Origin of the sequence: Neobacillus niacini (assembly GCF_000759675.1) — a bacterium.
Taxonomy (GTDB): domain Bacteria; phylum Bacillota; class Bacilli; order Bacillales; family Cytobacillaceae; genus Neobacillus; species Neobacillus niacini_A.
The window spans coordinates 123,526-138,815 of record NZ_BAWM01000018.1 but is presented as its reverse complement, the minus strand read 5'-3'; the positions used below and the strand labels follow the sequence as shown (position 1 = coordinate 138,815).

The window sequence follows — 15,290 nt, the reverse complement described above, 5'->3', positions numbered from 1 at the left end:
GAAAAAAACACATTTTTACTGTTATCATGTAGTTATATCGACATAAATTAGGAGTGATTGTATGAGCATGGATTTCAATTTTTTCATGAATGATGTTGTGACTCAAGCGCGTAAAGAAATCGCGTCAGCTGGTTATCAAGAGTTGAAGACACCTGAAGAGGTCGAAGCAGCACTTGAACAAAAGGGTACTACTTTAGTAATGATCAACTCAGTTTGTGGTTGTGCAGGCGGTATTGCACGTCCAGCAGCAGCTCATGCCCTTCATTATGATAAACGTCCTGACCATCTTGTTACGGTTTTTGCAGGACAGGATAAAGAAGCAACAGAAAAAGCACGCAGCTATTTTACAGGTTATCCACCATCCTCACCTTCCTTTGCCTTATTAAAAGACGGCAAGATTGTTACAATGGTTGAAAGACACCAAATTGAAGGCTACGATCCAGCAACAGTAGTGGCAAGGCTGCAGAAGGAATTCGAAGAAAACTGCGAAGAACTCTAAATAATTGCCCAAAGAGCTAATCTCCGTTCCTGGAGGCTGGCTCTTTTTTTATTTTACAAAAGTAATAATATTTTTTATAAATATACTTGCATAATTATTTTGCTCTGTGTTAAAATTCATTACGTTGTATAAATATTAAGCCTTTAACTCTATAAAGTTAGTAAAAGTCATATTCAAAAGTAAATTTCAATTTTCAGAAAATTATAGGAGGAAAACAAATGAAAAAGGTAATGGTTTTATTTTTAATAATGATTTTAGCTGTTGGCTTACTCGCAGCCTGTGGTGAAACTAAAGATTCTAATACAGGTGATAAAAAGACATTAGTGATGGCAACCTCAGCCGATTATGCGCCGTTTGAATATATTGAATCAGATAAAAGTGACGACATTATTGGTTTTGATGTTGATTTAGCTAAAGCGATTGCTGGAAAAATTGGCTATGAAGTTGAAGTAAAAGATATGGATTTTGGCGGTTTGATTCAGTCACTTAAATCTGGACAAGCAGACTTTGTATTAGCGGGAATGACTCCAACCGAAAAAAGAAAGAAAAATGTAGATTTCAGTGATATCTACTATACAGCACAGCACATGGTTATCTCTAAAAAAGAAAGTGGAATTGCAACAGTAGAAGATTTAGAAGGTAAAACAGTTGGCGTTCAGTTAGGTTCTATTCAAGAAGGTAAAGCAGAAGAAATTAATGAAACTGTAGCTTTAAAAGTAGAAAATCGTAACCGTATCCCAGAGCTGATTCAAGAATTGAAAGCCGGCCGTTTTGACGCTATCATTATTGAAGACACAGTGGCTAAAGGATATCTTGATAAAGAAGCGGATTTAACGAGCTTCACAATCAGCGATGACCCAGAAGAAGCAGGATCAGCGATTGCATTTCCAAAGGATAGCGATCTAACAGAGAAATTTAACCAAGAGCTTCAAAAAATGAAAGAAAATGGCGAACTACAAGAATTGATTGTTAAGTGGTTTGGTGGGGAAAACTAAATCTACAACCAAGACGTTCAGAAAGTCTTCTGAACGTCTTACTAATTTCATTATTTAGAGAGGACGGCAGATGAATGAACTTAGATTTTGCACAATTCATTCCTTCAATGCCATACATTTTAGAGGGAATACTTGTTACACTTAAGATTGTCATTTTGGCAGGTATATTAGGATTTGCTTTAGGTATTATTCTTTCGTTGTTTAAAATTAGCAAATTTAAATTTCTCGGCTGGTTTGCGGACGCTTATACGTCAATTTTTCGTGGCACGCCATTAGTTTTACAACTGATGTTAATCTATTATGGTTCGCCACAGTTGATTGGGTATCAAATTGAACCATACACAGCTGCGATATTATCCTTTGCTCTGAATTCAGGTGCTTACATTTCAGAAATTATCAGAGCAGGGATTCAGGCAATTGATAAAGGACAGCAAGAAGCCGCAATGGCCCTAGGTGTTCCCTACACGAAAATGATGTGGGATATCATCCTGCCGCAGGCTCTTAAAAATATCCTTCCTGCATTAATGAACGAATTTATCACATTAACGAAGGAATCTGCGATTGTCACCACAATTGGAGTAATGGATATAATGCGCCGGTCTTATCAAGTTGGGGCTGAAAACTATTCATTCTTCGAACCATTATTGATTGCCGGTCTAATCTATTACTTAATGGTCGTAACTTTGACCTTCCTAGGAAAAGCGGTTGAAAGGAGAATGAGACGCAGTGATTAAGGTGGAAAATTTGCATAAAAATTATGGAAAACTTGAAGTATTAAAGGGAATATCCACAACCATCGATGCAGGAGAAGTTGTCGCCATTATTGGACCCTCAGGATCAGGGAAGTCCACCTTTCTGCGTTGTATGAATCTCCTTGAAAATCCAACTAGTGGAAGAATATATGTGGGTGACCAGGATGTTACCGATAAAAAGACTAACATTATGAAGGTGCGGCAAAACGTTGGAATGGTATTTCAGCATTTTTATCTATTCCCGCATAAAACCGTTTTGCAGAATCTTACCTATGCACCAATAAAGGTTAAAGGATTGTCAAAGGCAGATGCAGAAAAGATTGCTTTTGATTTGTTAGAAAGAGTAGGTTTATCGGAAAAAGTTAATGAATATCCGACCAGATTATCTGGCGGGCAAAAACAGCGGGTCGCGATTGCAAGAGCATTGGCAATGGAGCCAGAGGTTATGCTTTTTGATGAGCCTACCTCTGCACTTGATCCAGAAATGGTGAAGGAAGTATTAGAAGTAATGAAATCCCTCGCTCATACTGGGATGACAATGGCTATTGTGACGCACGAAATGGGCTTTGCTCGTGAAGTGGCTGACCGTGTACTTTTCCTAGATGGAGGAGTACTAGTAGAAGACGCTAAACCGCATGACTTTTTCACAAGCCCAAAAAGCAAGCGTGCACAAGATTTCTTGCAAAAAATGCTCTAAAAAGGATAAGCTAAAGATGGTCTATATGGATCATCTTTTTTATTATTATAAGGGAGATTTCTATGAAATTTCGAATTGGTTACAGAACATTGAAAACAGCCGCAGGCACGGCCATTTCCATTCTAATTGCCCAACAGCTCGGTCTAGATAACTTTGCTTCAGCAGGTATACTAACTATTCTTTGTATTCAAGTAACGAAAAGAAGATCTTTACGGACAGCTTGGGACCGATTTTTAGCCTGTGTTTTGGTTATGCCCTTTTCTGCCCTTTTTTTTGAAGGGATTGCCTATCATCCAATCGTCATTGGAGTCATGCTGTTATTCTTTATCCCGACAGTGGTTATGCTTAAAGCAACCGATGGAGTCGTTACCAGTAGTGTTATTATCTTACATATATATTTGGCTAACAAGATTACGATAGATCTTTTTATTAATGAGCTCGGTGTTATTGTCACTGGTATTGGTGTTGCGCTGTTGATAAATGTCTATATGCCAAGCGTAGATAAAAAATTAAGGCATTATCAAAGTAGAGTTGAGGGCAATTTTAAAGTGATTTTTTGTGAAATGGTAAATTATCTGAGAACTGGTGACAGTGACTGGTCTGGTAAAGAAATTACGGAAACAGCACAGGTATTGGATGAGGCGAAATCAATTGCATTTCTAGATGTAGAAAATCACGTGTTAAGGGAAGAAAATGACTATTTTTATTACTTTAGAATGAGAGAAAAGCAATTTGAAATACTAGAACGGGTTTTACCGATTGTAACTTCACTTACTGTGACGTTACCACAAGGAAAAATGATTGCTGAATTTCTCCAAGAATTATCCGAAAATATTCGACCTGGTAATACGGCGCATATTTATCTTGAAAAATTAAAAGAGATGAAAAAGGAATTTGAAGAAATGGAGCTGCCTAAGACAAGAGAAGAATTTGAGGTGCGTGCTGCACTGCTTCAATTAGTAAAAGAGATGAATGAATATCTCATCATTAAAAGTACCTTTAATACAACCAGATGGAATAAATTGAAAAAGATAGAAGCAAACTAAGGAAAAAATGGCAGGTGGATTTTATGTTTAAGATACTCTCGCCAATCCTGTTTGCTTTTTTTATTTCACCCCTTTGGCCCCTGGGACCTAATCCTCTCTCTGGTGACCCTTTCGTAATTGTTAATAAAACAACAAATGAATTGGCATTGATTGATGAAAACAAGGTCCAAACCGTTGTGAGTGTTGGTACAGGTAAGACGAAAGAGTTAACACCAGAAGGTTTATTTACGATAACGGTAAAAGCTGAAGACCCGTATTATCGCCGTAAGGATATTCCTGGAGGTGACCCAAATAATCCACTTGGTTCAAGATGGATTGGCTTTGATGCGGAGGAAACAGATGGCCGAACTTACGGAATTCATGGAACCAATCAGCCTGCCTCCATCGGAAGATATGTGTCACAAGGCTGTATTCGTTCACAGAATGAAGTTATTTCCTCTTTATATCCCTTAATTCCTTTAGGTACAAAAATATTAGTTACTTCAACAAATAAGTCATTTGAGCAGCTCGCAAAAGAAAATGGGGCGATTCAATAAATAGAAAAAGGGACCGTTCTCTAGGAACAGTCCCTTTTTCTATGTTTTTTATTAAATAAATTGAGCAATCCCGATTAAGAGAGTTGACGATAACATAGCGATTAGCATTAAATATACTACAATTTTTCTTGTTCTTTTCTTAGACAATTTGGGTTCCCCCTTTATATTAAATAGCTTTATTTATATTTTACAGGGAAAAGCCCAATTGAACAATGGAACAACATCTCAATTTGGGAAGGAATTATGAATTTTTTAGCGAATATGATAATTGTCGAAACAATTTAAATTATGAAAAACAGAGGGGTATAAATGATTAAAAAAGTAGACCACATTGGAATTGCTGTTCGATCTCTTGAGATCACCCTGCCTTTTTATACAGAGGTCCTCAGGCTTCCTTTATTAGGGATTGAAGAAGTTGACAGTCAAAAGGTTAGAGTGGCATTTCTAAAGGCAGGAGAAACCAAACTTGAGCTGCTTGAGCCAACCTCAGAAGATAGTGCCATTGCCAAATATATAGAAAAACGTGGTGAGGGGATACACCATGTAGCGTTGGGCGTTAACTCTATTGAAGAAAGAATAATAGAAATGAAAGAAAAAGGGATTCGTATGATTGATGAAGAACCTAGGATTGGTGCAGGAGGAGCACATATTGCCTTCATGCATCCCAAGTCAGCAGCAGGTGTATTGGTCGAGCTATGCGAAAAGAAGGGATGAGAGGTATATGTTAGACATCTATGAAAAAATAAATGAATTATATGATAAACGGCGGGAAGTAGAGCTTGGCGGCGGTGACGAAAGAATCGAGAAACAGCATGAGAAGGGAAAATTAACGGCAAGAGAACGAATTGAACTTTTGGTCGATAAAGGGTCATTCGTGGAATTAAGTCCATTTATTGAGCACAGGACCAACGACTTTGGTCTCGATGAACAGAAAGGCCCTGGAGATGGTGTTGTAACTGGTTATGGGAAAGTAAATGGCAGACCGATCTACTTATTTTCACAAGACTTTACTGTATTTGGTGGTGCACTTGGGGAAATGCATGCCAAAAAAATCGCCAATGTTATGGATTTAGCTGCTAAAAACGGTACACCGTTTGTGGGCCTAAATGATTCTGGAGGTGCACGAATTCAAGAAGGTGTTGTTTCACTAGATGGTTACGGTCATATCTTTTATCGAAATGCCATTTATTCTGGAGTGATTCCTCAGATATCCGTCATTATGGGTCCCTGTGCAGGTGGTGCTGTCTATTCACCAGCAATAACTGACTTTGTATTTATGGTTGAAAAAACGAGTCAAATGTTTATAACAGGTCCAAAAGTTATTGAGACTGTAACAGGTGAGAAGATATCTGCTGAAGACCTTGGCGGAGCGCATGTTCATAATAGTATTAGTGGAAATGCGCATTTTGAGGCTGTTTCCGAGCAGGAGGTATTAGAAGAGGTTCGAAAACTTTTAAGCTATCTTCCACAAAATAATGAAGAAAAGCCTCCAAGACTTGCGGTAGAAGACGAAAATGATTATCGTCCGGACTTGACGGACGTTATTCCATTCGATGCCGTCCGTCCTTATGATGTTCGAAAGGTAATCGAACAAATAGCAGATGCGGATTCTTTTATGGAAATTCAAAAAAACTTTGCGAAAAATATTGTCGTTGGCTTTGCACGGATTAAGGGTGAAACGGTAGGACTTGTTTGTAATCAGCCAAAGGTTATGGCGGGCGGGCTTGACATTAATTCTTCTGATAAAGCAGCAAGATTTATTCGTACGTGTGATTCGTTTAATATCCCGATTATAACATTTGAGGATGTAACAGGCTTCTTCCCAGGAGTAAAACAGGAGCATGGAGGTATTATCCGTCACGGGGCAAAGATTCTATATGCCTATTCAGAGGCGACAGTTCCGAAGCTGACCGTTATTTTAAGAAAAGCTTATGGAGGCGCATATGTAGCCCTTAATAGTAAGTCTATTGGTGCGGATTTAGTTTTTGCATGGCCAAATGCTGAAATTGCCGTAATGGGACCACAGGGAGCTGCTAATATCATTTTTGCTAAGGAAATTCAAAATAGTGAAAATCCAGAACAAGTAAGGCAGCAAAAGATTGAAGAATATCGGGAAAAATTTGCAAATCCATATGTGGCTGCGAGCAGAGGGATGGTCGATGATGTCATTGACCCTCGTGAAACGAGAATTAAAATAATCCAAGCATTAGAAATGCTGCGAAATAAAAAAGAATCTAGACCGTTCAAGAAACACGGGAATATACCACTTTAATGCAATCATTTGAAGACGGGTTTATGAAGGAGTATACTCTAGTAGTGAGTACATAAAACGGAGGGTTATTCAGATGATTAATCATGAACGTCTTTTGAAAGAATTTTTAGAGCTTGTACAAATTGATTCCGAAACAAAATACGAAACAGAAATTGCGAAGGTTTTAAAACAGAAGTTTACAGATTTAGGTCTTGACGTTTTTGAAGACGATACAACGGCTGTAACAGGACATGGTGCCGGTAACTTAGTTTGTACACTTGCTGCCACTAAAGATGGCGTAGATCCAATTTACTTCACTTCCCATATGGATACAGTCGTTCCTGCAAGAGGTGTTAAGCCATCTATTAAAGACGGTTATGTCGTTACAGATGGAACGACGATTTTGGGAGCTGATGATAAAACGGGTTTATCCGTCATGCTTGAAACCATTCGTGTCTTAAAAGAACAAAATATTCCTCATGGACAAATCCAATTTGTCATTACGGTAGGAGAAGAATCTGGTCTCGTAGGTGCTAAAGCCCTTGATTCTTCTTTATTGAAAGCAAAGTATGGCTATGCATTAGACAGTGATGGTTTAGTTGGAAATATCGTTGTGGCCGCTCCTACCCAGGCTAAGATAAAAGCGGTTATTTACGGAAAAACAGCTCATGCAGGTGTGGCTCCAGAAAAAGGAGTTTCTGCGATTACGATAGCAGCTAAATCAATTGCGAGAATGCCATTAGGCAGAATTGACTCAGAAACAACGGCAAATATCGGCCGCTTCGAGGGTGGCTCTGCAACGAATATCGTTTGTGACCGTGTTGATATTCTAGCAGAAGCCCGTTCACTCATTGCTGAAAAAATGGAGGCACAAGCTGCCAAGATGAAAGACGCCTTTGAAACAGTGGCAGCTGAAATGGGCGGAAGAGCAGAAGTGGAAATTGAGATCATGTACCCAGGCTTTAAATTTGGGGAAGGTGACCAAGTTGTAGAAATCGCACGTAAAGCGGCAGCGAAAATTGGCCGCAGTTGTGAATTACAGCATAGCGGCGGCGGAAGCGATGCCAATGTCATAGCTGGCTTTAACATTCCAACCGTGAACTTAGCAGTTGGTTACGAAGATATTCATACCACAAATGAACGTATGCCGATTGAAGAATTAAACAAGCTTGCAGAAATGACTATAGCCATTATTGAAGAGGTTACAAATCAATAAGGATACGTAAGAGGAGAGCCATCTGGTTCTCCTTTTTGCTATACTAGAGATACCATTGTTTTTAGGAGAAGTGTCGTGTATGAAGGAAATGTATCCGAGAAAGGGAAGAGTCATTCTGCATGTTGATATGAATAGCTTTTACGCCTCAGTGGAAATGGCTTATGATCCAGAATTGAAGGGGAAGCCAGTTGCGATTGCCGGAAACGTGGAGGAACGGCGGGGGATTATTATTACCTGCAGCTATGAAGCTAGAAAATTTGGAGTCAAAACTACCATGCCTCTGTGGGAAGCAAAGAAGCTCTGTCCGCAGTTAATTATTAGGAAACCCAATTTTGAACGGTACCGGACTGCGTCTATCGCCATGTTTGAGATTCTCAGGAATTATACAGAGCTGGTGGAACCCGTATCCATTGATGAAGGGTATATGGACATTAGTGATTCCTTTGAACTAGGAAGTCCAATTGAAATTGCCAAAAGTATTCAAACAAGAGTTCTCGAACAGCTTGATCTGCCGTGCAGCATTGGGATTGCACCCAATAAATTTTTGGCAAAAACTGCTTCTGATATGAAGAAACCAATGGGGATAACAATTCTGCGAAAGCGTGATATCCCTTCCATTTTGTGGCCGTTAAGCACGAGTGAGATGCATGGTGTTGGTAAAAAGACTGCTGAAAAGTTAACGACAATTGGCATTCTTACCATTGGAGAGTTAGCCGCCGGCAATGAGATACAGCTTAAATCACTGCTTGGCATTAATGGAATTCGCATCAAGGAAAGGGCAAACGGCGTAGATACTAGACCAGTCGATCCTGAGTCGGTTTCTGATTTTAAAAGTATTGGAAATTCAACGACACTGCCAAAGGATACGAGCAATCAACAAGAACTATATCGGGTATTGGAATCATTGGCAGAAACGGTTTCTGTAAGGTTAAAGCGAAAGAATGTCCTAGCAACAACGCTGGGCATTACAATCCGTTTTAAAGATCGAAAAACAATTACTCGGAGTAAGAAACTTTCCAACCCCATTCAACATAAAGAGGACATCGCTTCGCTTGCGAAGCAAATTTTCCTTAAGCACTGGAATGGTGACCCTGTCCGTTTATTAGGCATTACAGGCTATGATTTAGTAGAGCAGGATTTAGCCTTTAAACAGCTTGATTTATTTTCATTTGAAAATGATGCAAAAAAAGAACCGTTACTCAAAACCCTTTCCACTTTACGTGATAAATATGGAAAAAATATCATTGAAAATGCCGGCATTCGAAAAGTCAATAATGCTCATAACGTTGGAACGGGAACAAGTTTTAATAAAGATTTCCTGCGCACCTTTCCACAAAAAAAGAAGGAGGATGATTAAAAAGCTCCGCCATTGTTTTATAAACAACAGCGGAGCTTTTTTGTACTATTTGCAGATATCTACATCTAAATCCGTTACAGGCCACCAGAAAAATCCGTCTTTTTCTAATAGCTCATCCGCAGCTTTCGGTCCCATTGAACCAGATTCATAATTTGGATAGTTTTCGGCTTTCGTTTTTTCCCATACTGTAGAAATATTATCGACAAAGGCCCAAGAATAGGCTACTTCATCCCAGTGAGTAAAGTTGGTTGCATCACCGCGCATGCAATCATATAGGAGTTTTTCATACCCTTCAGGAGTGTTCATTGCATGAATTCCTGTATTAGCAAAACTTAGTTTGACCTCCTGGGCGTCGAGATGTCCACCAGCTTTTTTAGCGTTAAGATGAAGTGTAATTCCTTCCTCTGGCTGGATATGAATCACAAGCAGATTCGGATTCAACAGCTTCTCAGGCTGATAATAAAGATTCATCGGAATATCTTTAAATTGTACAACAATCTTAGTTGATTTTGTCGTCATTCGTTTTCCAGTACGGATATAAAATGGTACACCAGCCCAGCGGAAATTATCAATCATAATCTTACCGGCTACGAAGGTTTCTGTGTTTGACTCTTTGTCCACCATTGGTTCTGCGCGGTATTCAGGAACCTGTTGATCCTCGACCATACCAGATCCATATTGTCCGCGAACAAAGTATTTATCTATTTTATCACCAGTTATCATTCTCAATGAACGAAACACTCTGACTTTTTCAGAACGAACCTCATCCGTCGTTAACTTAATCGGTGGTTCCATCGCAAGTAATGCTACCATTTGCATCATATGGTTTTGAACCATATCCCGGAGAGCCCCGCTTGTTTCATAATAGCGGCCCCGTTCTTCCACTCCAAGAATCTCGCTGGAGGTAATTTGAATATTAGAGATATAACGGTTATTCCACAGTGGTTCAAAAAGGGCATTGGCAAAACGAATAACCTCGATATTCCGAACCATTTCTTTACCTAGATAGTGATCAATCCGATAGACTTCGCTTTCTGAAAAAGCCTTACGAATTTGTTTGTTTAACACTTTTGCCGATTCTAAATCATGTCCAAATGGTTTTTCAATTACAAGTCGTTTGTAGCCTTTTACTTCCGTCAATCCATCAGATTTTAAATGGAGGGCGATCGGACCAAAAAATTCAGGAGCCATTGCTAGATAGAAAATACGATTTCCTTCTAGCTCGTATTTCTCATCGATTTGCTCTGCTAAATTTTTTAGCGCTAAATAGGAGCTAGAATCTGCTACATCGTGTGATTGATAGTAAAAATGAGAAATAAACTCATCAATCTGATCCTTTTTTCCTAGTGCGCTTAAAACAGAGTCCTTCACGGAATTTTGAAAATCTTCAGTGGATAATGGTCTTCTTGCTACGCCAATGACTGCAAATTTATCTAACTTTCCTTTTTGGAACAAGCGGTAAAGGGAGGGAAAGAGCTTTCGAATAGCTAAATCTCCTGTTGCACCAAATATCATGATTAATGAAGTCATATTTCTAGATTGTTCCACAGTAATTACCTCTCCTTATATGTATTCAATTTTAGATTTAGCAAAAATCGACTGAAGCATGTATTCAAATCAATTCCTTTAAAAGAGGATAAACGCCAGAGGGCATTTGTGCAAGCGATATGCTATATTATTTATAACATTATTCAGAAAGGAGGGGTTATTTTGGACATATTTTTTTTAGGAACGGGTGCTGGAATTCCAGCTAAGCTCCGAAATGTTACTTCAATCGCCTTAAAATTACTTGAAGAACGAGGATCCATTTGGTTGTTCGATGCCGGTGAAGCGACACAGCATCAAATTTTACATACATCGATAAAACCCCGTAGAATCGAGAAAATTTTCATTACCCACCTTCATGGTGATCACATTTACGGTCTTCCAGGGTTGTTAGCGAGCCGTTCTTTTCAAGGCGGCGAATCGGAAGTGATTGTCTATGGACCAAAAGGACTGAAAGAATATATCACGATTAGCCTTTCAGTCAGCCAAACCTATTTAAAATACCCACTGAAGATCGTAGAAATTGACCAAGGGGTTATTTTTGAAGATGAACAGTTTACTGTAGAAGCACGACTGTTAGACCACGGTATTCCTTCATATGGGTATCGGATTGTCGAGAAGGACAAACCAGGGACGCTTTTAGCGGATAAGCTTGTCGAGGCGGGAGTACAGCCAGGACCGATATTCCGAAAAATTAAAGAAGGCGAAACTGTTACACTTGATGATGGAACCTTCATCGTACCGGCAGATTTTCTAGGTCCGGATCAAAAGGGACGGATTCTAACATTACTTGGAGATACAAGATACTGTGAAAACGCGATTTTATTAGCCCGGGATGCAGATCTGTTAATCCATGAAGCAACCTTTTCAAAAGGGGAAGAGAAGCTTGCCTACGATTATTTCCACTCGACCACCCAACAGGCTGCAAAGGTGGCGAAACTATCTGGAAGTAAACAGCTCTGTTTGACCCACATCAGCTCACGCTACGACCGTCAAGCCTGGCGTGAACTAGTCGCGGAAGCACAAGAAATCTTTGTGAATACAGATATTGCTGAAGACTTTAAAGAAATAAACATCCCGAGTAAATAAATAATTTTGTGTAAAATCAAAATATATCAGCGATAAATTCGATATATCCGCGATAAATCAAATATATCAGCGATGCCTAAAAGTTAAATAAAAGGACGGCCAAAAAGCCGTCTTTTACTCATTAAATCCAGCCACGCTCGTATTGTTTTGGTCCTTCAATCGTTACACCTAATTCTTTGGCTGCTGTTCTAGGCCAGTAGGGATCACGTAATAATTCGCGTGCCACAAATACTAAATCAGCACGCTCATTTTGAAGGATTTCCTCCGCTTGGATACCAGTTGTAATTAATCCTACTGCTCCGGTAGAAATATCGGCACCATTTCTAATCGTTTCTGAGTATGGAACTTGATAGCCAGGATATACATTAATGTTTGCCGGTACGACTGCTCCTGAGCTGACATCAATTAAATCCACACCTTGTTCCTTCATCCATTGACTGAAAAACACATAATCAAGCGGTGTTAATCCATCTTCATGATAGTCATGAGCAGAAACCCGCACAAATAGCACGCCATCCCAGACTGTTTTGATTGCTTCAATCACCTCACGCAGGAAGCGGTAACGATTCTCAGCAGATCCGCCGTATTCATCAGTTCTTTTATTTGATAGAGGAGAGAGGAATTCATTAATTAAATAGCCATGTGCACCATGGATTTCAATGACATCAAAGCCAGCCTTTGCGGTCCGCTCAGCACCATTTTTAAAAGCCTCAACCGTCTCGGCAATTTCTTCTTTGGTCATTTCTTTAGGAGTTTTCATTTTTTCATTAAAAGCTAAAGCGGAAGGGGCGATGATTTCACCAGCTAGGACTGCCTTTCTACCTGCATGGGCAAGCTGGATACCCGTTTTAGCACCATTCTCCTTCATCAAGTTGACGAGTTCTGTGAATCCTTCAATGTGGTCATCACTCCAAATCCCTAGGTCCCTTGGTGAAATCCTGCCCTGTGGAGTTACCGCAGTTGCTTCCACGATAATCAGTCCAACTTGACCAACAGCTCGGCTTGTATAATGCGTGCGGTGCCAGTTTTCAACGTGCCCGTCTTCGTTATGACTGGAATACATGCACATCGGCGCCATCACAATGCGATTTTTCAGCGTAACATCCTTAATCGTAAAAGGCGAAAATAATTTTTCAGACATAATGGGTCCTCCTTTTTTATATACTAATCCCACTTTAGTATAGCAAAAGGCATTCATTTATTTAAAAAAAGTGCTTTACTCTTTATCTCTTAATTCTCTTAATTTGTATAGGGTACCTCTCCACATAATACCCCCGCGTTTATAGGTTAAATAGCTGGCACGGATGATGGAATAGATAAATAGTAGAGCTGTTACAGGCAATACTAGAAACATAGCAGGGGAGAAGATAGTCATTTTTTTGATGACCATTACGTAGTGAATTCCGCTTAATAAAATATTTCCTAAGCTTAGTAGGGCAACTATTTTATTAGAAGAAAATATCGTAATAAAGGGCAGGACATTGGTAATAAATACACCGAATATCGCAAAGAACACCATACTTACCCGGTAATGTAATCCGGCAAAAGTATTCTTCTCTAGTCCGACAAACGCCTCCCGTAAACTCCCATACCATTCTACCTCAATCAGCCTAAGTGCCGTAACAATCCTTTGACGATAACCTGCTTGTTTCATTCTCATTCCAAGCTGCAGGTCGTCATCCGGCCTCATTTTCACCTTCTCATGTGTTCCGAACTCCTCATACGCCTCCTTCGAAATGAGGTTAAAGGCGCCAATTCCAGTCCCAATTTTTGACTTTGGGTTATTGGCTGCCCAAGGTCGTTTAAAATATGAAAATCCAAATAGAAAAAAGGCGACAAATGATTTTAACCAAAACTTTTTCGCGCTCAAGTTTGGTGCAGCTGTTAAATGGTCTAGCTCATGCCTGTCAAAATAATGAAGCGCCTTTGCAAATGCCTCTTTTTCAAACTTTACATCCGCATCGGTAAACAATAGCCATTTTCCAGAAGCTTTAAGGAACCCTTGGTATAAGGCATTATTTTTTCCAAGCCAGCCTTCAGGCAATTCTTCTATATGAATAACGGAAATTCGCCGATCTTCCTTTTTTAATTCTTCCATCATCAGCCCGGTGGTATCGGTTGACCGATCATTGACGAGAATCCATTCAACGTTTCTGTAAGTTTGCGCTAACTGACTGAAGATACTGTCTCTAATTTGATTTTCTTCATTGCGGGCGGCAACAATGACGGATAACAATGACCCATTCTCTAAGCTATCTTCAACTTCTAAAGAGTCAATTTTCCGTAAACCCATTAATCCGTCTATGAGAAAAACAGTCCAGACAAGGATACCAATTGAAAATAAAAGTGTTAGCATTTTGTACACTTCCTAGGCTTTTTTTACCTAGTTTAAATGAATAGAGTCAATCATCCAAATTAGGAAGTTGGTTCTGTGACTTCTAACTGTGAACGTAAGGCAGCTCCCATTTTTTTTGATTGGGCGGTTGCAGCCTTGATACAAGAAATGAACGCTTCCTGGACTTGATGTTCTTCAAGTACCTTGACCCCAGCCTCTGTTGTACCACCTGGGCTTGTTACATCTCTTCGTAACTGTTCAGATGATTTTGTGGAGTTTTTCACCATTTCTGCTGCCCCAATTAACGTTTGCACGATTAGTTCACTCGCCATTTCCTTATCGAGCCCAACCTCAACGGCACTTTTTTCCATTGCTTCAATAAGGTAATAAATATATGCAGGACCGCTGCCTGAGAGTCCTGTTACGGCGTCAAGCTGCTCCTCCTCCACAAAAGAAGTCAAGCCGACCGTTCTAAAAAGATTTTTCATTAATTCAATTTGTTCAGGTGTAACACGTTCATTTACGGCAATAGCAGTGGCTGATTTTCCAACAGCTGCTGATGTATTTGGCATTGCTCTTACAATGGCAATCGGTAATCTTGCTAATGTTTCGATGGTACTCATGGACACACCAGCTAATACCGAAACAACTAGCATTTTTTCAGTTAAATATTCACGTATATATTGAATGGCGGTTGCCGCATCCTTTGGTTTCATCGATAATATGACAATTTCAGCTCCTGAAAACAATTCGTTTAAATCGTAGGTAGTACGGACTCCATACGTATCACTTAGCTTCTTCAGCCTCTCTGCATTTGAGTTGTTCGTAACCCAAACATTCTTTCTATCAATCAAACTATTTTCAAGAATTCCTGAAATAAATGCCTCAGCCATCGAACCTGCACCGATAAATGCTAATTTTTTCATGAATATTTCTCCCTCCAAATTCTTAATAAAATACAAAAAGACCCCT

Annotated in this window: 16 protein-coding genes; 11 read left to right on the top strand and 5 right to left on the bottom strand. The window is 39.5% G+C overall.

Features of this window, described 5'->3' with window-relative positions; all coding sequences use genetic code 11:
• The first annotated feature begins 61 nt into the window (after positions 1 to 61).
• The 6 genes from TR08_RS08875 (at position 62) to TR08_RS08850 (ending at position 4,525) form a co-directional block, all read left to right on the top strand.
• Entirely contained in the window at positions 62 to 499 is a 438-nt protein-coding gene (locus TR08_RS08875; protein ID WP_045517495.1) for a BrxA/BrxB family bacilliredoxin, read from the top strand.
• Positions 500 to 717: 218 nt separating this feature from the next.
• Complete coding sequence (locus TR08_RS08870; protein WP_045517493.1) at positions 718 to 1,494, top strand: transporter substrate-binding domain-containing protein; 777 nt, start codon at positions 718 to 720, stop codon at positions 1,492 to 1,494.
• 74 nt (positions 1,495 to 1,568) lie between these two features.
• Positions 1,569 to 2,228, top strand: coding sequence for an amino acid ABC transporter permease (locus tag TR08_RS08865; RefSeq protein WP_045517492.1), 660 nt, complete (start codon positions 1,569 to 1,571; stop codon positions 2,226 to 2,228).
• Positions 2,221 to 2,943: an amino acid ABC transporter ATP-binding protein gene (locus TR08_RS08860; protein ID WP_045517491.1), complete on the top strand. Its 723-nt coding sequence runs from the start codon at positions 2,221 to 2,223 to the stop codon at positions 2,941 to 2,943. The genes TR08_RS08865 and TR08_RS08860 overlap by 8 nt, the downstream gene beginning before the upstream one ends.
• Positions 2,944 to 3,005: 62 nt before the next feature.
• Entirely contained in the window at positions 3,006 to 3,989 is a 984-nt protein-coding gene (locus TR08_RS08855) for an aromatic acid exporter family protein (protein ID WP_045517490.1), read from the top strand.
• Between the two features lie 23 nt (positions 3,990 to 4,012).
• Positions 4,013 to 4,525, top strand: a complete 513-nt coding sequence (locus TR08_RS08850; RefSeq protein ID WP_045517488.1) for a L,D-transpeptidase — start codon at positions 4,013 to 4,015, stop codon at positions 4,523 to 4,525.
• Positions 4,526 to 4,576: 51 nt separating this feature from the next.
• Here TR08_RS08850 and prli42 read toward each other — a convergent pair whose 3' ends face one another.
• Positions 4,577 to 4,672 (bottom strand): stressosome-associated protein Prli42, encoded by a 96-nt coding sequence (gene prli42, locus TR08_RS33565; protein ID WP_152597369.1) that lies wholly within the window; start codon positions 4,670 to 4,672, stop codon positions 4,577 to 4,579.
• Positions 4,673 to 4,834: 162 nt separating this feature from the next.
• On the opposite strand from prli42, the gene mce reads away from it, so the two are divergent.
• The 4 genes from mce to TR08_RS08830 all read left to right on the top strand — a co-directional run bounded on the left by mce (position 4,835) and on the right by TR08_RS08830 (position 9,349).
• On the top strand, positions 4,835 to 5,239 hold the full coding sequence (gene mce, locus TR08_RS08845) for a methylmalonyl-CoA epimerase (RefSeq protein ID WP_045517486.1): 405 nt from the start codon (positions 4,835 to 4,837) through the stop codon (positions 5,237 to 5,239).
• A gap of 7 nt (positions 5,240 to 5,246) precedes the next feature.
• Positions 5,247 to 6,797, top strand: coding sequence for an acyl-CoA carboxylase subunit beta (locus tag TR08_RS08840; RefSeq protein WP_045517484.1), 1,551 nt, complete (start codon positions 5,247 to 5,249; stop codon positions 6,795 to 6,797).
• Between the two features lie 73 nt (positions 6,798 to 6,870).
• On the top strand, positions 6,871 to 7,992 hold the full coding sequence (locus TR08_RS08835; protein WP_045517482.1) for a tripeptidase T: 1,122 nt from the start codon (positions 6,871 to 6,873) through the stop codon (positions 7,990 to 7,992).
• Positions 7,993 to 8,071: 79 nt separating this feature from the next.
• Positions 8,072 to 9,349 (top strand): DNA polymerase IV, encoded by a 1,278-nt coding sequence (locus TR08_RS08830; protein ID WP_045517480.1) that lies wholly within the window; start codon positions 8,072 to 8,074, stop codon positions 9,347 to 9,349.
• 45 nt (positions 9,350 to 9,394) lie between these two features.
• On the opposite strand, the gene zwf is transcribed toward TR08_RS08830, so the two are convergent.
• A complete protein-coding gene (gene zwf / locus TR08_RS08825) occupies positions 9,395 to 10,864 on the bottom strand; it encodes a glucose-6-phosphate dehydrogenase (RefSeq protein WP_238579111.1) in 1,470 nt (489 codons plus the stop codon).
• Positions 10,865 to 11,059: 195 nt separating this feature from the next.
• Here zwf and rnz point away from each other — a divergent pair, with 195 nt between their 5' ends.
• Entirely contained in the window at positions 11,060 to 11,983 is a 924-nt protein-coding gene (gene rnz, locus TR08_RS08820) for a ribonuclease Z (protein ID WP_045517478.1), read from the top strand.
• Positions 11,984 to 12,104: 121 nt separating this feature from the next.
• Here rnz and namA read toward each other — a convergent pair whose 3' ends face one another.
• The 3 genes from namA to proC all read right to left on the bottom strand — a co-directional run bounded on the left by namA (position 12,105) and on the right by proC (position 15,244).
• On the bottom strand, positions 12,105 to 13,124 hold the full coding sequence (gene namA / locus TR08_RS08815) for an NADPH dehydrogenase NamA (RefSeq protein ID WP_045517477.1): 1,020 nt from the start codon (positions 13,122 to 13,124) through the stop codon (positions 12,105 to 12,107).
• 75 nt (positions 13,125 to 13,199) lie between these two features.
• Positions 13,200 to 14,339, bottom strand: a complete 1,140-nt coding sequence (locus TR08_RS08810) for a glycosyltransferase (RefSeq protein ID WP_045517475.1) — start codon at positions 14,337 to 14,339, stop codon at positions 13,200 to 13,202.
• Positions 14,340 to 14,398: 59 nt separating this feature from the next.
• Positions 14,399 to 15,244 (bottom strand): pyrroline-5-carboxylate reductase, encoded by an 846-nt coding sequence (gene proC, locus TR08_RS08805; RefSeq protein ID WP_045517473.1) that lies wholly within the window; start codon positions 15,242 to 15,244, stop codon positions 14,399 to 14,401.
• Positions 15,245 to 15,290: the final 46 nt, after the last annotated feature.